Consider the following 20,059-nt stretch of genomic DNA (forward strand, 5'->3'; position numbering starts at 1 on the left):
GTTTTCAGCAGTTGATCACTGCGGTGCGGGGAGGCACTCATGGGGTGGGTGACGGCCGGGGACTACGAGGTCGCCCTGGACGACGGGAAGGTGGTCTGCCGCAACGCGGCGGGGCGACGGCTGAAGTCGGTCCCGGCGAAGCTCGCGGACGATCCGGCCGTGGTCGGGCTGCGGCAGCTCGTCGAGTGGCTGGAGCGGCACGAACGCCAGTGCCTCACCGACGTCGAGCGGTGGATGGTGCGGTCACTGCCCGTCCCTCTCGACGTTCTCACCCGGGTGTGGGCCGACCCCGCCTGGCGGTCGGCGCTGCGCGATCTCGTCGTCACCGGCGCCGACGGCGAGGTCGCCGGCTTCCTGCGGGACGCCGATCCCGAGCGCGGTCTCGGCCTCGTCGACCTCGACGGGGACACGGTGCGCATCTCTCCCTCGCTCGTCCACCTTCCGCACCCCGTGCTCCTCGAAGACCTGGAGGATCTGCGGGAGTTCGCCGTCGAACTCGGCGTCGAGCAGCGGGCCCAGCAGCTCTTCCGCGAGGTGTGGCACCGCCCTGCGGCGCTGGACGCCGACGCCACGTCCGTCGAGGAGTACGCGGGCGGCACGTTCAAGGAACTGCGCTTCCTGCACGGGCGGGTCACCCAGCTCGGCCACCGCGTGCGTGGCGGGTACGCCGTCTGCTCCGCCTGGGAGGACGGGCGGAGCGTGGAGGCCCGGGTGTGGGTCGGCGACTACGACGGCTACGAGGAGACCGAGACGGGCCCGCTGACCTGGGCCGACGCCGCGGGACGGGAGCTGAGGCTGGGCCGGGTCGGGCCGGTGGCCTGGTCGGAGGGCATGCGCATGGCCGCCGCGCTGTACGCGGGCCGCGACATCGAGGACGAGGAGCGCGCCGCATGAGCACCGTGAACGCCACAGGCGCGGCCGACGCCCGCACCACCGCACGCGGGGGCACTGCCACAGGTGGGAGCACCGCCCAGGACGACGCCACCGTCGCCGCCCTGCTCGACGCCGGGGCCCTCCTGCCGCCGGGCAGTACGGGGCGGGAGGACGCCGACACCCTCACCGTGCGCACCTACAGCCATGCCGCACTCGGCGACCGCAGCGTCGTCCGGCTCGTGCCCGGCACCCTCGGTGAGGCGGAGGACCTCGCCCTGGACTTCCTCGGACTCGTGCGGGACGCGGAGACCGAGGAGGTCGGGCAGATCAGGCGGGAGACCCTGGGCTTCCCCGCCTGGGCGCTGGTCAACGACCCGGCCAACGGGCACCACGCGCTCGCCCTGGTCAAGGACGTCGAGCGGCTCGCGCGCCAGGCCAAGTCCCGCCCCGGCACCGCCAAGGAGGGCTTCGAGCAGCTCGGCGAACGGCTGGGCCGAGCCGTGCCGCACTTCCTGCCCACCTTCTACGAGCAGGCCGCGCGGATCTTCCTCCAGTACGACAACACCACGTACGCCGCGGCTTTCTTCGGCAAGGCCCGTGACGCCGAGCGGGTGCACGCGCTCACCGTTGACGAGGACCGGCAGCGGGCGGTCTTCCTGGAATTCGCCTTCGCCGGGGCGCTGACGGTCAAGGCGCTGAAGCAGCATGTGAAGGATCTCGCCGACCGGCTGGACGCCGCCGAGGCGTGGGCCCAGTTCCGGCAGTTGGCGGTGGAGCGCTGCGCGGCCGGCATGCCGCCCTACGCGTCTCTCCCGCAGGACGCGCGTGTGCTGATCAAGGCGGCCGGACTGCCCAAGGTGGAGACGGAGGGCGATCTCGTCGCCGACCTGGTCGCCTCGCCCGCCGCGGTCCGGGCGCCCGCCTCCTTCTGGACCGCCTACCGGGCGACCCTGACCGTCCTGGCCGAGCGGCGGCCGGCCGTCCGTGAGCGGCTGCTGGAGATCATGCCGGCCGGGCTCGATCGCCAGGTCAAGAGCGACGAGTTCTGGCTGGCACTGCTGACCGAGTGCGGCGCCGACCGGCTCCTCACCGGGGAGGACACGACGGTCGCCGTCGACGCCGCGGACTGGCTCGGCCGTTGGGCCGCCCACCGCAAGCACGGTGCCACGACGTGCGACAGCTCCCCCGCCACGCTCGCTCTCGTCTCCCGGATGGCGGCCCGGCTACGGGCCGACGGGCGGACCGTCGACCTCTTCACCGGCCGTCGGCAGGTGGGTGCCGACATCGGCCTGCTGGACCTGTGCGTGGCGTTGAACATCCCCCTCGCGCTGCCGGATCCCGGCACCGAGGTCCACCTCGGGCTGGACCGCTGGGTGGGCGACACCGATCCCGAACGACGCGATCTGGCGGCCCTCGCGGCGGACTCGCGGCTGCGGCCCCTCCTGCTGAGGGCCGTCGGTGCCACGAGCCAGAACCGGCAGTCGGGTTCGGTACTGGAGCACCTCGCCGACCACCCCGTACTCCGCGACGTACTGCGGGAGTGGCTGGACGGCGCGGTCGGGCAGCTGGCCGAAGCGAGGGGACTGCCCGGCGCCCGCGAGGCGCTGCACCGGCTGAGCCCCTTCCGGCCGGTCGCGCCCCGGGTCAACCCGGCAGCCGTCGCCCGAGCCGCCGCCTACGAGACGGCCCCGCTGCTCGCCCGCACCCTGCGGGCCGGCATCCTCGACGAACTCGGCTGGCCCGCCCTCGAAGAAGCCCTGCGGATCCTCGACACCGAGACCCGCCAGAGCAAGGACCGCGACAACACGCTCATCGTGAACGAGGCGTGGCCTTGCCTGATCCTCAGCCGCGGACACAAGGCGGTCGTCGTGGGCCCGGACGCGATTTCCCTCGAACACGACTTGCGCCTCCCGGCCGACCTGGACCGCTGGCAGCGCCCGCAGTTCCGCTACAGCGACGGCGAGCTGCTGGTGGTGTGGTGGCACGACGGCAAACAGCGCGGGTACTGGTCCAACCGGCCGTCCGAGGTGGTCACACTCACCGGTGAGCGGATCTCGCACTGGTGGCGCAACGACGACGCGGCCCCGTCCATCCCGTTGCCCGACGGGGGCCGGGCCACCGGCGGTCGCACCCTGCACGCCGGCGACACCGTCCTGCCCACCACCCGTCCGGTGATCGGGGACGGCACCTTGTACTGGCGGCAGGGCCGGCACGGGCGGCAGCACGTGTGGCTGGAGTACGACCCGGCGACGGGCTCGCACGGGCGCGCGTCCCTGCCCGTCTTCCTGCGCTCCGGCATCCGGGACGGCGCGACGCTGTTGCAGGACCGGTGCGAGGTGCTGCCCCTGCAACCCGGGTTGGAGCAGAGTCCGTTCGGCACCGACGGCGCCGTGCTCGGCCGCTGGGTGCGTGCCGAGGACGAGGCCGAAGAAGCGCGCACGACCACGGGGACACCCGACGGCCGCACCGTCACGCTCACCGCCGCCCGGCACGGCGAACGTCTCGTCCCGCTCGGTGCGCTCCGGCTGCCCGGCGGTGCCGCCCCCGTCGTCGCCCGGACTCGACGCCAGATCACGCTGTTCGCGCAGGACGACGGCACGCGGGCCGGTGAACTCGGCCGGGTGACACCGCACGAGCGCGGCGGCGAGTTCGCCGCCGGTACCCCGCTGGTACCGCCGGTCGCCTTCTGGCACGCCCTGCGGCCGCGGGACGAGAGCGCGTCGGCGGTGCTGCGGGCCTGCACCGACGAGCAGGCCGCCCAGGTACTGAGCGAGGCGGCGCGTGCACTCGCCGACCGGCAGGCGCTGGTGAAGGCCGCGGGCGAGGGCGACGGGTCGGACGGCGGCGCCACCGCGGTCAAGCCCACCGTGCCGTCCGCCGAGGAGGTCGTGCGGCAGGCCGTGTCCCGGTCTCTGCCCGGCCTCACGGACCAGCGGATCCTGGCCGGTGTGGCGGCCCTGGTCCGCACGACTCTCCAGATCGCCGACACGGTCGCCCGGTTCGTGACGCCGCCCGTCGAGCAGCCGAAGCGGGAACGGAAGCGGGCCGAGGGCATGTTCGCGGACTACCGCCCCGAGCACGGCGACGACCACACCCTGCGCACGGCGACCCGCGGTCTGGCCCACATGTGGGGGGCCTGGGGCGGCGACCACCAGTGGACGGCACTACGCCAGATCCGCGCCGTGAACCATGTGCTCTCGGGACATCCCGCCGACGGCCGGCAGTTGCCCGACCGCACCCGTCTGGACGCCCTCGGCGACGGCTGGCACAGCGACGAGCACACCATCCCGCGCATCGGCCTGGTGTGGCCGTCCCTGCTGACCGTGCTGCGACCGCTGGCCTACCGCGCGGCGGCGCCCACCGTCCCCGCGGTCGAAAGGCAGGCGCTGCTCCTGCTGTTCGAGGCCCTCGGCGAAGGGCCGCTCGCCGCACCCGGGCACGGACTCCGGGAGGTCGTCCTGAGCGAGCCGCACGACAAGCGCAGCCAGCGGGAGCGGGCCGGGCAGGTACTGCGCCGGGACGGCCGGACCGTGGTCGTCCTCGGCTGCCAGAACATCGACTACGGGCGTGAGCGGGTCAACTGGCTGGCTCTCGACCACGATCCGACGGGCGTGTTCGGGGCCGTCGCCCACTTCACGCTGGAGCGCGAGACACGGCACACCCCGGCGCTACCCGCCGACACCCTCGCCGCCGTCACCCGGTTGGTGCGGGACAAGGGGGCCGCGCCCTGGCAGCCTGAGGCGCCCACCGCACTCGCGGCGTCGACGCACGCCGGGGTGGGACCGCTCCAGGCCACGATCCTCCTCGCCGGACAGCCGGAGAAGCTCGACGCCGAGACCCTGGCCTCGCTGGGGCTCAAGCCCCGTCAACTGGACGCGGGCAACGCCATGCTGAACACGCTCCCCGCCACGGAGCGGGCCGCGCTCGTCGGCGCTCTGCTGCCCGACGACCCGGCCGAGCTGTGGACGACCGGGCCGGACACGGGTGCCGCGGGCCGGACGTGGGCCGCGCGCCTCGGTTCTCTCGTCCGAGTGCCCGAGGACCTGGCTCCCGCGCTCGACGGCCTGCCGGCCGGGTCCGCGGAGGCGGTCCTCAACCCGGCACGCACCGCGTGGCTCAGCCGTACCACGGTCCAGCGCCCCGACAACGACGGCCGGCTCGTCGCGGAGGACCCCGCCGCGGTGCCCGGACGCCACGCTCTGACCGGCGCGGTCGCCACCCTCGCCTCACTCGCCTACGCCCTGCCCTACGGCCATCCCCTGCGCGCGGCCCTGCCGGAGGGCCTGGCCGCGCTGCGCCGCCGCCTCGCCGACCCGGGGCTGCTGCTCGACCTGGACGTCGGGTGGACGGAGAAGGGCGGCACCACCGCCGCCGAGCTGCGGAAGGCCTATGGTCTGCCCACCTCCGGGGGCGCCGACGCGGACGGGACGGTCCGAGTCGGTGACGCACTCCTCCTGCGCCCCTGGCACGGCGACAACGAGACCGTGCTGGTGCGTCCGGCGGGCCTCGCCGGGCCGGACGACGCCGTGTTCGGGCTGTTGGAGGGGCTGGTGGGTGCCGCGCGCGGTTCCGGCATGCGGGCCTTGCGGGCCGTCCTGGGTGAGGAACTCGCCCGGGCCCTGTCCGCCGGTCAGGACCCCGCGGGGCCGGCCGGACCCGCGCAGGACCCCACGGTCAGCGTTCCGGCGCTCGTCGCGGAGGTCGCGTCGGAGCACGCCCTGAGCGAGGACGCGGCGGCGCTGTACCTGCAACTGCTTGCGCTGCCCGACCCGACGGACCGCAACTGTGCCCGGTGGACCGGGTGGCGGCCCGCCCGGATGAAGAAGGCCCGGGCCGAACTCGCGGCCACGGAACTGGTGGTCGAGGCCAAGCGGTCCCGGGCCGGCCGTTCCCTCTTCCTGCCGTGCGGCTGGCACGACCTCAAGGCGCCCGCCCTGCCGGTGGAGACGTGGAAGGAGGGTCTCTACCCGGTCCGCGAAGGGCTGCGCGCCGTTCCGCCTTTCCCGGTACCGGAGTTGTTCGCCCGTGCCTGGGACCGGGTGCGGGCCCAGGACGCGCCCGCCTACGAGGAACTCACCACTCGCGCCACGCGGAAGGGCCGCCGCCGATGACGACCGTGCACGCGCCCGGCCAGGCACTCGCACCCGCACTCGCCTCCGCACCCGCACTCGCCTCCACATCCCCATCCGCACCCGCACCCGCACCCGCACCCGCACCCGCAGAGGCGGCGTGCCCGCGCCCGCCACGCGACCGCTCCACGCCCTCTGTCCGAGCCCACCGGAAGATCCCTCGATGACCGCCACCCAATCCCCCGACACCATCCGCCAGATCGTCCCGCCCGAGGACCGGTACGCCACCGAGCTGGCCTTCCTCACCGCCTACGACGACGGACCGCGCCCTCCCGCCTGGCGGCTCACGCCCCGGGCCGTGGTCACCTTCGTCATGGGCAGCGACGGCCGTGCCCTGCGGCTGCCCGAGGACGCCCGGGCACCCGTGGGCGTACCCCGCCGACTGGTGGTGGAGGGCAAGTTCGTCGGCGACCGGGCGCTGGTGGAACGGTGCGTCGTCACGCTCGCCGGGGAGCGCGGACTGCTGCTGGTGGGCGAGCCCGGTACCGCCAAGTCCATGCTGTCCGAGTTGCTGTCGGCGGCCGTCTGCGGCACGAGCGGGCTGGTCGTGCAGGGCACGGCGGGTACGACCGAGGACCAGCTCAAGTACGGCTGGAACTACGCCTTGCTGCTGGCCCAGGGCCCCAGCCGCACAGCCCTCGTCCCCTCCCCCGTCCTGACCGCCATGGCCAGGGGCGGCATCGCCCGTGTCGAGGAGGTGACCCGCTGCCTGCCGGAGGTGCAGGACGCCCTGGTCTCCCTGCTCTCCGAACGTCGCATCGCCGTCCCCGAACTCTCGGGCACGGACGACGCCCTGGCGCACGCCGCGCCCGGTTTCAACCTGATCGCCACCGCCAACCTGCGCGACAAGGGAGTCTCCGAGATGTCGGCGGCCCTCAAGCGCCGGTTCAACTTCGAGACGGTCGGCCCCATTCCGGACCTCGACGCCGAGACGGCACTGGTCCGCAGTCAGGCGCGGGCCTCGGTCGAGCGTGCCGGAGCGCCGTTCCAGGTGGACGAGGCCGTCCTGGAGGCGCTTGTCGTCGCCTTCCGTGACCTGCGTGAGGGCCGTTCGGCGGAGGGCTGGGAGGTCGAGCGGCCGTCCACCGTGATGAGCACCGCCGAGGCCGTGTCCGTCGCGGGTGCGCTCGGGTTGGCGGCGGCCTACTTCCCGGGGGACCGGGACGTACTCGGGCTGCTCCCGGGGCACCTCCTCGGCGTGGTCCGCAAGGACGACCCGGCCGACGCGGCCCGGCTGCGCGGCTACTGGGACGGCCCGGTCCGGCGCCGCGCGGAGCAGGGTTCGGCCACCTGGCGCACCCTGTGGGACCTGCGCACGGTTCTGGAGGGCTGACACCGGTGTCCGTCTCTCCGCCCACGCCGCTCTCTGCTCCGCCCACGCCGCTCTCTGCTTCGCCCGCCCCGCTCTCTCCTTCGCCGTCCCCGGACGAAGCGGTGGCCGCGCTCACCGACCCGGCCGCGCCGTACCTCATCGGCGTACGGCACCACGCGCCGTCGCTGGCCGCGGCCATGCCCGCGCTGCTGGACGCGGCCGCGCCGGACGTGCTCCTGGTCGAGCTGCCCGCCGAGATGCAGGACTGGCTGCCGTGGCTGGGACACGAGGAGACACGGGCGCCGGTGGCCCTCGCCGCCGCCGGTCCGCGGGAGGGAGGGGGGCCGGCCTTCTATCCGTTCGCCGACTTCTCCCCCGAACTGGCGGCCGTGCGCTGGGCCGCCCCGCGCGGTGTCCCGGTCGTCGCGTGCGACCTGCCGTTGGCCGACCGCGCGTGGCGTGCGGGGAGGCGGCCGGGGGCACCTGCCTCGCCCACGGCACCGGAGGCCCCCTGCGCCGGGCTCACCACCGCCCTCCGGGCCCGGCTCACCGGCCGCCCCGGTGAGGACCTGTGGGACCGGCTCGTCGAGGCCACCGCTCCGGGATCCGAGCCGGAGGCACTGCGCCGCGCCGCGCTCCTCACGGGGTGGGCACTGCGCGAGGAGGCCGTGTCCTCGGGAGGAGTGCCCGAACTGGATCTGCGGCGTGAGGGCTGGATGCGGTCCCGTCTGGCCGCCGCCACCGTCGACGGCGCGCGGGCCGCCGTGGTCGTCGGCGCCTTCCACGCCCCGGCGCTGCTGTCCCCGGCCGGTGCGGCCGAGGTGGCCGGTGCGGCCGGTGCCATGCCGGGTGCTCGCGGTGATGCCGAGCCGTCCGAGTGGACCACCTCCCTGATCCCGTACACCTACGCCCTCCTGGACGAACGGTCCGGGTACCCGGCGGGCATCCGGGACCCCGAGTGGCAGCATCTGGTGGTGCGCGCGGCGGGCGACCCGGACGCGCTCGAGGAGGCGCTGACGCGCACGGCGGTACGGGTGTGTGCGGAGCTGCGCGGCCTCGGGCATCCGTCGGGGCCCGCGGACGCGCGCGAGATCACGAGGTTGGCCTCGGACCTTGCCCGGTTGCGGGGACTGCCCGCGGCGGGCCGGGGCGAACTGGTCGAGGCGATCCAGACGGTACTCGCGCAGGGCGAGCCGTACGGCAGGGGGCGGGCCGTCGCCCGCGCGATGGAGCGCGTCCTCGTCGGCGACCGCGGCGGTCGTCCCGCGCCGGGCGCGCCGCGCAGCGGACTGGCTCCGGCGGTCGAGACCGAGCTGTCGAGACTGGGACTGCCCGGCCCGAGGCCCAGTGGGACCACCCCTGGGGCGACCGGTGGGACAAGTGAACCGAACGCGACAGCCAAGGATCTGCGGCTGGACCCCCTGCGCTCCGACCTCGACCGTGACCGCGACCTGCTGCTGCGGCGCCTGACGGTGTGCGGGGTGCCGTACGGCGAGCTGAGGGGCGTAGTCGGTGCGGGCGGCGCCGAGGCGTTGACGACGCGGTGGGAGGTGCGTTGGACCCCGGCGACCGAGGCCATGCTGTCCGCGGTCGGTGTGCACGGCGTCACGCCCGCCCAGGCCGCCGAGGGTGTCCTGCGCGAGCGGCGGCGGACGGAGCGCGACGAGGGCGGTCCCATGGCGGCGCAGACGCTGGACGGACTTCGGCAGGCGGCGGAGTGCGGCCTGCCCGAGCTGGCGGACGCCCGTCTGGCGGAGGCCGCCGACGTGCTGCCCGCCTCGGCCACGCTGCCCGAACTCCTCACCGGGCTGGGCCTGCTGGACCGTTTGCGCGCGGGGCACGTCGCGGGGCTCGGCCTCGACAAGGACCGTGCGGTCCGGGCCGATGCCGTGGCCGACGTTCTCACCGCGGCCGCGGTGCGCCAGGTGGACGGTCTCGCCGGTGCCGAGGACCCGGCGGACGCGCACGCGCTGCTGGAACTCGCGCACCGGGCCGACGTCCTCGGCGGCGTCCGCCTGACCGACGCCCTGGCCCGGCTCGGGCGGGAGGGATCGCCCCTGATGCGTGGCGCCGCCGGGGCGGTCAGGGTCCTCCTGGGGCACGAGGACCCGGACGTCCTCGGCCGCCGCGTCGCCGCCTGGGTCGACACGGCGACCGACCGCGAGTCCCGCTCCGCGCTCACCGCGCGGCTCACGGGTCTGCTCACGGCCGCGGGCCCACTGCTGGAGTCTGCGGCACCGGCACTGGAGCCGCTGCTCGACCGGGTGTCCGGGCTGTCCGACCGGGACTTCCTGCACCGGCTGCCGGCCTTGCGCGGCGGCTTCGACACGCTGAGCCCGGCCGCCCGCGACCGGCTTCTCTCGGCCGTCGAGGAGCGCCTGGACATCGGCGGTCCGGACGCTCGGGCGAAGCGGGGCCACTTGGCCGACCTGGGTCGCACGGACCCCGCCGCCCTGGCCGTGTGGACCCGCGCGGATCTCACGGCGCGGGCCACGCTGGGCGGCCTCGGCCTACTGCCCTCGCCCACCCGGCCTGCGGACCCCGCACCGCCCTCTTCTCAGCCCTCGGCACGGCCCTCCCTTCAGCCCTCGGCGCCGGCCTCGACACCGACCCACACCTCCACCCCGCCCTCGATCCGACCCACGGCCCCGCCCCCTCCCTCAACGGATCCCTCAACGGACGAGACCCACGACCCCGCGCTTCACCACCTCGCCCCCGTCGACCGCTGGCGGCTCGTACTCGGCCGCCGCACCGACCAGTTGCCCCCGTCGGCCGGCGCACCTGCCACCGCGCTCGACGAGTTGTACGGCAGCGGGCGGGGCGAGGGCAGCCGGGGTGAGCTGAACGGCCCCGGGCGCGACGGCGGCGGTGGCGGCCGGGAAGCCTCCTACCCGAGCGTGCGGGAATGGTCGGAGGAGCTGAGGGCGCTGTTCGGCCCGGGGGTCCGCGAGGAGGTGCTGGCGGCGGCGGCCGCGGCGGGCCGACCGGACGTCCTGGCCGAACTCGACCCGGGCAGTGTGCGACCGTCCGTCGATCTGCTGCGCACGGTCCTGCGGCACGCGGGTGGTCTGCCCGAGGCACGGCTGGCCGCGCTGCGGCCACTCGTCCGGCGTCTGGTGGAGGCGTTGACCAGGCAGTTGGCCACGCGGCTGCGCCCCGCGCTGCACGGCGCCGTCCTGCCGCGGCCCAGCCGCCGTCCGGGAGGAGGCCTCGACCTGCCCCGCACCCTGCGGGCCAATCTGGCCTCCGCACGCCGTGGACCGGACGGCAAGGTGCTGGTCGTTCCGGAACACCCCGTCTTCCGTACCCGGGCCAGAAGGGCCGCCGACTGGCGGCTGATCCTCGTGACGGACGTGTCGGGGTCGATGGAGGCGTCCACGGTCTGGGCCGCCCTCACCGCGTCGGTACTGGCCGGAGTGCCCACACTGTCCACGCATTTCCTGGCCTTCTCCACGGAGGTCATGGACCTCACGGACCACGTCCACGACCCGCTGTCCCTGCTGCTCGAGGTGAGCGTGGGCGGCGGCACCCACATCGCCGCGGGGCTGCGGCACGCCCGCGAACTCGTCACGGTGCCGTCCCGCACACTCGTGGTGGTCATCAGCGACTTCGAGGAGGGCTATCCCGTGGGTGGCCTGCTCGCCGAGGTCCGCGCCCTGGCCGGCAGCGGCTGCCACGTCCTGGGCTGCGCGAGCCTCGACGACACCGGCCGGCCCCGGTACTCCACCGCGGTCGCCGGGCAATTGGTCGCGGCGGGCATGCCGGTCGCCGCCCTCAGCCCTCTCGAACTCGCCGGATGGGTAGGGGAGAAGATCGGATGAACGCGCACCTTCCGAAGGTCGCCCCCTCGGTGACGGCCCAGCTCGTCGCGGCACTGACGCCCAGGCTGCGCAAGCGGCTCGACGCGGGTGTCGCGAAGGTGGCGGCACGGCCTGTGGCCCGGGAGGGCGACCTGGTGCGGATCGCCCTGGACGACGACACCGACCTCGAACTGCACGCCCCCGACGGGGTCGTGACCAGTGCCGAGGGGATCCGCTGCGGGTGCCTGCTCGCGCCCGACTGCCTGCACCGGGCCGCCGTCGCATCCGCGGCCCCGGTCGCCGACCCCACGGTCCCGCCCACCACGGCACCCCCCGCGACGGACCTCCAGGAGCCCGCACCCTCCACTCGTCCCTCCCCCTCTCCCGAAGCGGCCACCCCCGGCCAGCGCACCGCCTCGGCCGCTCTGCACGACGCGGCCGCCGCCGTCCTGGAGGCCGGTACCGACGGAGCCGGTGCCGTGCTTCAGGCGGAGTTGCTGCGGGCGGCGCACACCGCGCGGCTCGCGGGGCTGCCCAGGGCCGCGGGCCGGGCCGTCGCCGTGGTCACGGCGTTGCGGGCGGCGCGCGGCGGCGACCCCGACTACCGACTCACCGATCTCACGGCGGCCCTGCGTGACGTCCTGGTGCTCGCGCACCGCCTCCCCGACACCACCGGCCCCGAACTCGCCGAACTGCGCGGCAGCGTACGGCAGCCGTACAGCCCGGACGGCTCCCTGCGCCTGTACGGGGTCTTCGCCGAGCCGGTCCTCTCCGCGACCGGTTACGCGGGCGCCGTCACCTGGACCGCCGATGCGGCGGGCCGCCTCTACACGGTCTCGGACGTGGCGCCGGGCGGCGCCGAGCGGGCCACGGGTGCGGCGGACCGAGCTGTGCGCCTCGGCGACACAGCGCTGACGCACCGTGAACTCTCCCGCGCGGGACTCGCCGTGTCCGGAGCGACCGTCTCCCCGACGGGCCGCCTCGGCGCGGGCGCGGGCGTACGGGCCGTGCGCGCGTCCGGCGTCGACTGGGACGCCGCACCCCTGGACCGCCTGTGGGCGGTACCGGTGCCGGAACAGATCTCCCGCGCCCTGAGGGACGACCGGGACGGAAGGGAGGCGCGGGAAGACCGTGATCTGCTCTTCCTCGACGTCACGCTCGTCGGCACCGTCCGCGAGGCGGCGGGTGAATGCCTGGTCGCTGACTGCGGCGGACTCCGGCTCCGGCTCGCCGCCGCCCACGACCATCCGGCGCTGGCCCACCGCGAGAACCTGCGCCTCCTCGCCTCCGTGCCGGGCGCCCGGCTGCGTGTCGTCGCACGGCTCACCCCTGGCCCGCTCCCCCGCGCCACGCTGCTGGCGGTGAGCCATCCCACCGACCCCGGCAGACGCGTCGATCTCGGCCTGGACCGCCTCCGCCGCGCCGACCTGCCCACCGTGCCGCTCCAACAGACACAGCCGTCGCACCAGCCATCGCACGAGCCGTCACCCCAGCACCCACCACCACACAACACCCCGCCCCACGGCCCCCCGCCCACCATCGACGACGCCCCGGTCCACCTGCTGCGACGCCGGGTCATGCAGGCCGTTTCCGGAGGGCGCCGCGTGCTGGCGTTTCCCGGCAACCGGGCCGCCGAGGTCGCACGGTTGCGGCGGTACGGCCTGGCCACCGCGGGTGAGTTGCTCGCCGAGCTGCACACCACCGCGGCGGACCGCGCACGCGACCCCTTCGGCCGGCTGCTCCCGGCCGACACCGGCCGGTTCGTCCGCGCCTGGCTCGGCGCCGCCGTCTACACGGAGTCACTCGACCGCGCCCTGTGTGCCGCCGCGTGGGGCGCGGACCTCACCGCGGACCCCACCTCGGACCTCACCGCGGACCTCTCCGGGCCGGACGAACCCGCACCCCGGGCCGCCGTGAGGTAGGGGGCCCAGCGGCACCACCCACACGATCCGCCCGCTGAGCGGCGCGGGTCGCCGTAGTATCGGACGATCTCGTGGGGGAAGGCGGGCGGACATGGGCAGACAGCGTCCCGGTACGCCGACGCTGGAGGAGGTGGCCGCCCTCGCCGGCGTGGGGCGGGGCACCGTCTCAAGGGTCATCAACAACGCGGCCGGCGTGCGGGACTCGACGCGCCGCGCCGTGCAACGGGCCATCGCGGAGCTGGGGTACGTTCCGAATCTCGCGGCGCGCTCGCTGGCGGGGCACCGTGCGGACGCCGTCGCGCTGGTGATGACGGAGACGGACTGGCGGCTGTTCGGGGAGCCGTTCTTCACTGAGATCGTGCATGCCGTCGGCGACGCCCTGACCGACACACCGGTGCAGCTGCTGCTCACTCTGGTCCGTACGGACACCGAGCGCCGGCGGTTCGTGGAGTACGCGCGGGGCGGGCGGGTCGACGGTGTGCTGCTGATGTCCGTGCACGCCGCGGATCCACTGCCGGACATGCTGGCCAAGGCGGGGCTGCCCACCGTGATGCTCGGGCGGCGTTCCGGCGACGAGAGTGTCACCTACGTCGACGCCGACAACGCCGGGGGTGCGCGCGGCGCGGTCACGTATCTGCTGGACCGGGGCCGGAGCGCGATCGGGGCCATCAGTGGGCCGCTGGACATGTACGTCGCCCAGTGCAGGCTGCGCGGATACCGGGAGGCTCTGGAGCTGGCCGGGGTGACGCCGGACCCCTCGCTGGTCGTCGAGGGCGCCGACTTCACGGAGGAGAGCGGGCGCCGGGCGATGACCAGCCTGATCGGCCGTCACCCGGAGCTGGACGCGGTCTTCGCCGCCTCGGACACCCTGGCCGCCGGGGCACTCGGCGCGCTGCGCGCCGCGGGGCGGCGGGTGCCCCAGGACGTGGCGGTGATCGGCTTCGACGACTTCCAGCCGGCCCGGCCCACGGACCCGCCACTGACGACGGTCCGGCAGCCACTGGAGGAGATCGGCCGCGCCATGGTGCGGCTGTTGCTGGAGGAGATGGAGGAGTCGCCCGTTGCCTGGCGGCACGTCATCCTCCGTACCGAGCTGGTACTCCGGGACTCCGCCTGACCTAGGTGTATTGACCCGCAACGTTGTTCACGCGGCTGATTGGTGGCTGGCCTCCGAGTGCGGTGTGGCAGCGGTGGTGGTTGTAGGTGTGGAGGAAGTCTGCCAGGGCTGCTGTTCGTTCGGTGTTGCTGGTGTAGGGCCGCAGGTAGGCCCATTCGTCGAGCAGGGTGCGGTTGAAGCGTTCGACCTTGCCGTTGGTCTGCGGCCGGTAGGGCCGGATCTTCTTGTGGGTGATGCCCGCGGTGGCCAGCGTCTGGGTGAACAGTCTGGACTTGTAGCAGGAGCCGTTGTCGGTCAGGACCCGTTCGACGGTGATGCCGTGAGCAGCGAAGAAGGCGTTCGCCCGCTGCCAGAAGCCGGCGGCGGTCTCCTTGCGCTCGTCGGTGAGGACTTCGCTGTAGGCCAGGCGGGAGTGGTCGTCGACGGCGGAGTGGATGTAGCTGTAGCCGATTACCGGTGTGCAGCTCTTGCGCTCGGTGGTGGTGGACTGGCGGTTGCGGTCACCGGCCGCGCGGCCGACAGTTCGCCATCCGCCGCCGTCGGGGATGTTGCCGAGTTTCTTGATGTCGACGTGGACCAGCTCGCCCGCTCTGGCTCGCTCGTAGCGGCGGATCGGTTCGCCGGTGGGCCGGTCGAGCCAGGCCAGACGGTTCAGACCGTGCCTGACCAGGATGCGGTGGACGGTCGAGGCGTGAAGACCCAGGATCGGTCCGATGCGTGCCGGGCCGAGCTTGCGCCCGGAACGCAGTCGGCAGACCCGGGCCTCGACCGCAGACGGCGTGCGGTGTGGAGTGGTGCGGGGCCTGCTGGAACGGTCGTGCAGCCCCGCATCGCCTTCGGTCCGCCAGCGGCGGACCCACTTGTGGGCTGTAGGACGGGATATACCCATCTCCGCGGCCACGTGCGCGACGGGACGGCCGGACAGGACGCGTTCGACCAGGATTCGTCTGCCGTGAACGGTAAGACGGGCATTACGGTGGGACACGAAGACCTCCGTGTGGTGAAGCCTAGACACCTCCACCACACCGGAGGTCTTCGCCATGATCAAGATCTCGACCCTGTTAACAACGCTCGTGGTCAATACACCTAGGCCGTCGTCGGGAGCGCTCCCGTCGGGGGCCCGGCTCTCACCTGGGGCTTCGAGATTCGTGCGACGGCTCCGTTGCGCACAGTCTTGTCAGGAACATGAACGGCTTCTACAGTCCCCAGTCAACCGGTAGTTGGGAGCGCTCCCATCAGTGGGGAGTTGGGAGCGCTCCCGCTCCGGCCCCTTCCCCCCCGCACTCTCCCGGAGAGGCCCCCATGCGAACGCCACCGCCCCAAGTCCGCACCTTACGCGGCCTCTTGTCGGCCCTGATCGCGACGCTCGCGAGCGTCGCGGCCGTCGCGGCCCTGCTGGCCGCGGCGCCGCCGGCCCAGGCGGACACCACGATCTGCGAACCCTTCGGAACGGCGACGATCCAGGGACGGTACGTCGTCCAGAACAACCGCTGGGGCTCCAGCGCCACCCAGTGCGTCACCGCGACCGACAGCGGCTTCCGGGTCGCCCAGGCCGACGGCTCGGTGCCGACCAACGGGGCACCGAAGTCGTACCCGTCGGTCTTCAACGGCTGCCACTACACCACCTGTTCGCCGGGCACCAGCCTGCCCGCCCGGCTGAACACCGTGTCCAGCGCGCCGTCCAGCATCTCGTACGGCTTCGTCGGCGACGCCGTCTACAACGCCTCCTACGACATATGGCTGGACCCGACGCCCCGGACCGACGGCGTCAACCAGACCGAGATCATGATCTGGTTCAACCGGGTGGGCCCGATCCAGCCCATCGGCTCCCCGGTCGGCACGGCCACCGTCGGCGGCCGGACCTGGGAGGTATGGAGCGGCGGCAACGGCTCCAACGACGTGCTGTCCTTCGTGGCCCCGTCGGCGATCAGCAGCTGGAGCTTCGACGTCATGGACTTCGTCCGGGCGACCGTCGCGCGCGGTCTCGCCGGGAACGACTGGTACCTGACGAGCGTTCAGGCGGGCTTCGAGCCCTGGCAGAACGGCGCGGGCCTGGCCGTGAACTCGTTCACCTCCACCGTGCAGACCGGCACCGGACCCGGCCCGGACCCCGACCCCGGCGAGCCGGGCGAGGCGGCGTGCGAGGTGTCGTACGGCACGAACGTCTGGCAGAACGGCTTCACCGCGGACGTCACCGTCACCAACACCGGAACGGCACCCGTCGACGGCTGGCGGCTCGCCTTCACCCTGCCCGCCGGCCAGCGCATCACCAACGCCTGGAACGCCTCGCTCACCCCGTCCTCGGGCACGGTCACGGCCACCGGCGTGGCACACAACGCCCGGATCGCTCCCGGCGGCAGCCTGTCGTTCGGCTTCCAGGGCGCGCACGGCGGGACGTTCGCCGAGCCGGACGGCTTCCGCCTGAACGACGCCGCCTGCGCCACGGCGTAAGCGCTCCCCCGCCCGTCCGGTCGAAGCCCCGCCCCCCCGGACGGGCGGGGGCTCCACCTCCCTGCCCCCATCCCCCAGACCTCGCTTGATTGTCATGAACCGATCATGAATAGCCGGCGGAATCAGGAGACCCCATGGCTCGACGCAGCAGACTCCTCTCCCTCGCGGCGGTGCTGGCCACCCTGCTCAGCGCGCTCGGCGTGACCCTCCTGCTCGGGCAGGGGCGCGCCGAGGCGCACGGCGTGGCGATGATGCCCGGCTCCCGCACCTACCTCTGCCAACTGGACGCCAAGACCGGCACAGGCGCCCTCGACCCGACGAACCCGGCCTGCCGGGCCGCCCTCGACGAGAGCGGCGGGACGGCGCTGTACAACTGGTTCGCCGTACTCGACTCCAACGCGGGCGGACGCGGCGCGGGATACGTGCCGGACGGCACCCTGTGCAGCGCCGGTGACCGCTCCCCGTACGATTTCTCCGCCTACAACGCGGCCCGCGCGGACTGGCCCCGGACGCATCTGACGTCCGGCAAGACGATCAAGGTGCAGTACAGCAACTGGGCGGCACACCCCGGTGACTTCCGGGTCTACCTGACCAAGCCGGGCTGGTCACCCACGTCCGAACTGGGCTGGGACGACCTGGAGCTGATCGAGACGGTGACCAATCCGCCGCAGCAGGGCTCGCCGGGTACCGACGGCGGCCACTACTTCTGGGACCTCGCGCTGCCCTCGGGCCGCTCGGGCGACGCGCTGATCTTCATGCAGTGGGTGCGCTCGGACAGCCAGGAGAACTTCTTCTCCTGCTCGGACGTCGTCTTCGACGGCGGCAACGGCGAGGTCACCGGCATCCGCGGTTCGGGCAGCACTCCGGACCCGGACCCGACGCCCACGCCGACCCCGACGACACCGCCCACGCACTCCGGTTCCTGCATGGCGGTCTACACCGTGGAGAACTCCTGGAGCGGGGGCTTCCAAGGCTCCGTGGAGGTGATGAACCACAGCAGCGAGCCCCTCAACGGCTGGGCGGTGCAGTGGCGGCCGGGCAGCGGGACCACACTGGGCGGGGTGTGGAACGGTTCGGTGTCCGGCGGCGGCGACGGCACGGTGACGGTCCGGAACGTGGACCACAACCGCGTCATCCCACCGGACTCCAGCGTGACCTTCGGCTTCACGGCCACGTCCACGGGCAACAACTTCCCCGCGGGGACGATCGGCTGCGTCGCGCCCTGACCCCTTTCGAGTGAGGTCGGCGGCGCCCCGCCCCGGGCCCCGCCGACCTCACGTACCGGTTACGAATCGCTCAACCTCTGGTTGCGAAGCGGTGATCGGGCGACGATGGGGGCATGACTCCGGCCCAGCACGCCTTTGAGCGGCTGCAAGCCTGGCCCGACCTCACCGCGGGTTCGGCCAGTTGTGGAACCGGACGGGCACTGCGCTCCGTCCGCTCCGAGATCGTCCATTTCCATTCGGACCGGGACGTGGACCTCCACCTCACCCACCGGGCCATCCAGCGCTTCCAGTACGACCTCAGCGGCTCCAGCGCCATCCGGCTGGTCGCCGGCTCGCGCTGGGTGACCGTGCACCTGGACTGCGACGCCGACGTCGACCTGTTGCTGAGCCTGGTGAGCATCGCGCTCAAGGCCCATCAGTCCCGTCCGGCCGGCGACCCGCCCTCGGGGTGCAACTTCCGCCGGGTCACGGTGCTGCCCCGCACGGTGGCCGGGGAGGTCTGACGGACGCCGACGGCGGTGCGCCCGGCCGTGGGCACACCGCCGTGGCCTGATGTCAGTGGTCCGCCCCGCCCTCCGGGGCGCGCCGGACACCGGCCGCGGCGAGGACCGCGCCGAACAGGCAGAGGACGCCGGTGACGGCCACGGCCAGATGGACGCCGTTCATGAACGCCTGGCCGCTGCCCTCCACCACGGCGGCCCGCAGGCCGGCCGGCAGGTCCCCGGAGACGGGTGCCACGCCCATCGCCACGGCATCCTCGGCCTCCCGCAACCCGTGGGCCACGGCGGCCGGCACGCCCGCGCCGGTCAGTTCCCCGGTGAGCGTGGAGCCGACCCTGGCGCTGATCAGCGAGACCAGGACGGACGTACCGAGCGCCCCGCCGATCTGCAGGGTGGTCGCCTGGAGGCCGCCGGCCACACCGGCGTACCGGACGGGGGCGTTGCCCACGATGGCGTCCGAGGAGGCCGACATCACCATGCCGACGCCGAGGCCGAGCGCGATGAACGGCGGCCACATCGTGGCGTAGGCGGAGTCGGTCTGCCAGGTGAGCATGCCGAAGCAGGATGCCGCCTGGAGCAGCATGCCCACCGGCATGGTCAGCCGCGGCCCGAAGCGCTGGGTCAGGGCCGCGCCCAGCGGTGAGGCGACCAGCGAGGCGAGACTGAGCGGAAGTGTGCGCACGCCCGCCTCGACGGGGGTGAAGCCGCGCACGTTCTGGAGATACAGCATCACGAAGAAGATCACTCCGAGCAGGACGAAGAAGTTCAGCGCGGTGATGACCGCGCCGATCGTCAGTGCCCGGCTGCGGAACAGGCTCATCGGCAGCAAGGGGTGCGCGGTCCGGGTCTCGTGCCGCCCGAACACGAGCAGCAGGACCAGTCCGGCGGCGACGGCGCCCAGCGTTCCGGCGGAGGTCCAGCCCCAGGTCTCGCCCTTGACGACACCGAAGACCACGGCCAGCAGACCGAGGGCGAGCAGGACGAGACCGGGAAGGTCGAAGCGCTCCCGGCCGGCGGCCCCACGGCTCTCCGGGAGGACGAGGACGCCGAAGACGATGGCGGCGACGCCTATGGGGGCGTTGATGTAGAAGACGGACTCCCAGTCGACGTGTTCCACGAGGAGTCCGCCGACGATGGGTCCGAGGGCGGTCGCCACGGCGGAGACCATGGCCCAGATGCCCACGGCCATGCCGAACTTCTTCGGCGGGAAGACGGAGCGCAGCAGGCCGAGGGTGTTGGGCATCAGCAGTCCGCCGAAGGCGCCCTGGAGCGCGCGGAAGGCGACCACGCCCTCGACCGAGCCGGAGAGGCCGATGGCGACGGAGGCGAGGGTGAAGCCGGCGACGCCCACGAGGTAGTAGGTGCGCCGCCCGAACCGGTCGCCGAGCTTGCCGCCCAGGATGAGGGTGGCGGCCAGGGCGAGCAGGTAGGCGTTGGTGACCCACTGGAGTTGGGCGGTCGACGCGTGCAGGTCGCTGCCGATCGCGGGGTTGGCGATGGCGACGACGGAGCCGTCGAGCTGGACCATGAAGAGTCCGAACGCGACGGCGAGCAGGGTCAGCCACGGGTTGGACCGCCGACGGCCGGCCGCCGGTCGGGCGGTCTCGGCCGGGGGCGCGGTGGGGTCGGCCACGGGGGTGGAGGGCATGAACGGGCCTTCGCTTCCAGGTTCGGCAGGGTGGTGCGCCAAGACATGGCGGTCCGCGGGAGCACGGCGGAGCGGCCGCGG

General features: G+C 73.7%; 11 protein-coding genes. 9 read left to right on the forward strand and 2 right to left on the reverse strand.

Annotated features, from left to right (window positions below; all coding sequences use genetic code 11):
- The first annotated feature begins 39 nt into the window (after positions 1–39).
- The 6 genes from OIE75_RS05165 (at position 40) to OIE75_RS05190 (ending at position 14,153) form a co-directional block, all read left to right on the forward strand.
- Complete coding sequence (locus tag OIE75_RS05165; protein ID WP_307010053.1) at positions 40–894, forward strand: DUF4132 domain-containing protein; 855 nt, start codon at positions 40–42, stop codon at positions 892–894.
- Entirely contained in the window at positions 891–5,984 is a 5,094-nt protein-coding gene (locus tag OIE75_RS05170; RefSeq protein WP_329469735.1) for a hypothetical protein, read from the forward strand. Before OIE75_RS05165 ends, OIE75_RS05170 begins: the two co-directional genes overlap by 4 nt.
- Positions 5,985–6,165: 181 nt before the next feature.
- Entirely contained in the window at positions 6,166–7,335 is a 1,170-nt protein-coding gene (locus OIE75_RS05175; RefSeq protein WP_329469736.1) for an ATP-binding protein, read from the forward strand.
- Positions 7,336–7,436: 101 nt separating this feature from the next.
- Positions 7,437–11,135 (forward strand): DUF5682 family protein, encoded by a 3,699-nt coding sequence (locus OIE75_RS05180; RefSeq protein WP_329469737.1) that lies wholly within the window; start codon positions 7,437–7,439, stop codon positions 11,133–11,135.
- Complete coding sequence (locus OIE75_RS05185; protein WP_329469738.1) at positions 11,132–13,036, forward strand: hypothetical protein; 1,905 nt, start codon at positions 11,132–11,134, stop codon at positions 13,034–13,036. Before OIE75_RS05180 ends, OIE75_RS05185 begins: the two co-directional genes overlap by 4 nt.
- A 91-nt stretch (positions 13,037–13,127) precedes the next feature.
- Complete coding sequence (locus OIE75_RS05190) at positions 13,128–14,153, forward strand: LacI family DNA-binding transcriptional regulator (protein ID WP_307010060.1); 1,026 nt, start codon at positions 13,128–13,130, stop codon at positions 14,151–14,153.
- Between the two features lies 1 nt (position 14,154).
- Here OIE75_RS05190 and OIE75_RS05195 read toward each other — a convergent pair whose 3' ends face one another.
- Entirely contained in the window at positions 14,155–15,138 is a 984-nt protein-coding gene (locus tag OIE75_RS05195) for an IS481 family transposase (protein WP_307017759.1), read from the reverse strand.
- 317 nt (positions 15,139–15,455) lie between these two features.
- Between OIE75_RS05195 and OIE75_RS05200 the strand changes: the two genes are divergently transcribed.
- The 3 genes from OIE75_RS05200 to OIE75_RS05210 all read left to right on the forward strand — a co-directional run bounded on the left by OIE75_RS05200 (position 15,456) and on the right by OIE75_RS05210 (position 18,333).
- The gene (locus tag OIE75_RS05200; RefSeq protein WP_329469739.1) at positions 15,456–16,604 is read left to right on the forward strand and encodes a GH12 family glycosyl hydrolase domain-containing protein; all 1,149 of its coding nucleotides are present in this window, start codon (positions 15,456–15,458) and stop codon (positions 16,602–16,604) included.
- Positions 16,605–16,738: 134 nt separating this feature from the next.
- The gene (locus OIE75_RS05205) at positions 16,739–17,830 is read left to right on the forward strand and encodes a lytic polysaccharide monooxygenase (RefSeq protein WP_307010063.1); all 1,092 of its coding nucleotides are present in this window, start codon (positions 16,739–16,741) and stop codon (positions 17,828–17,830) included.
- 113 nt (positions 17,831–17,943) lie between these two features.
- Positions 17,944–18,333: a luciferase domain-containing protein gene (locus tag OIE75_RS05210; RefSeq protein ID WP_329469740.1), complete on the forward strand. Its 390-nt coding sequence runs from the start codon at positions 17,944–17,946 to the stop codon at positions 18,331–18,333.
- A gap of 52 nt (positions 18,334–18,385) precedes the next feature.
- On the opposite strand, the gene OIE75_RS05215 is transcribed toward OIE75_RS05210, so the two are convergent.
- Entirely contained in the window at positions 18,386–19,978 is a 1,593-nt protein-coding gene (locus OIE75_RS05215; protein WP_329469741.1) for an MFS transporter, read from the reverse strand.
- Positions 19,979–20,059: the final 81 nt, after the last annotated feature.

It is taken from the genome of Streptomyces sp. NBC_01723 (assembly GCF_036246005.1).
GTDB lineage: Bacteria > Actinomycetota > Actinomycetes > Streptomycetales > Streptomycetaceae > Streptomyces.

What these genes read in the sequence shown, in the direction of transcription:
- OIE75_RS05215 (WP_329469741.1), bottom strand. Translation starts at nt 19,978, where the DNA reads ATGCCCTCCACCCCCGTGGCCGACCCCACCGCGCCCCCGGCCGAGACC.
- OIE75_RS05170 (WP_329469735.1), top strand. Translation starts at nt 891, where the DNA reads ATGAGCACCGTGAACGCCACAGGCGCGGCCGACGCCCGCACCACCGCA.
- OIE75_RS05200 (WP_329469739.1), top strand. Translation starts at nt 15,456, where the DNA reads ATGCGAACGCCACCGCCCCAAGTCCGCACCTTACGCGGCCTCTTGTCG.
- OIE75_RS05205 (WP_307010063.1), top strand. Translation starts at nt 16,739, where the DNA reads ATGGCTCGACGCAGCAGACTCCTCTCCCTCGCGGCGGTGCTGGCCACC.
- OIE75_RS05185 (WP_329469738.1), top strand. Translation starts at nt 11,132, where the DNA reads ATGAACGCGCACCTTCCGAAGGTCGCCCCCTCGGTGACGGCCCAGCTC.
- OIE75_RS05175 (WP_329469736.1), top strand. Translation starts at nt 6,166, where the DNA reads ATGACCGCCACCCAATCCCCCGACACCATCCGCCAGATCGTCCCGCCC.
- OIE75_RS05210 (WP_329469740.1), top strand. Translation starts at nt 17,944, where the DNA reads ATGACTCCGGCCCAGCACGCCTTTGAGCGGCTGCAAGCCTGGCCCGAC.
- OIE75_RS05190 (WP_307010060.1), top strand. Translation starts at nt 13,128, where the DNA reads ATGGGCAGACAGCGTCCCGGTACGCCGACGCTGGAGGAGGTGGCCGCC.
- OIE75_RS05165 (WP_307010053.1), top strand. Translation starts at nt 40, where the DNA reads ATGGGGTGGGTGACGGCCGGGGACTACGAGGTCGCCCTGGACGACGGG.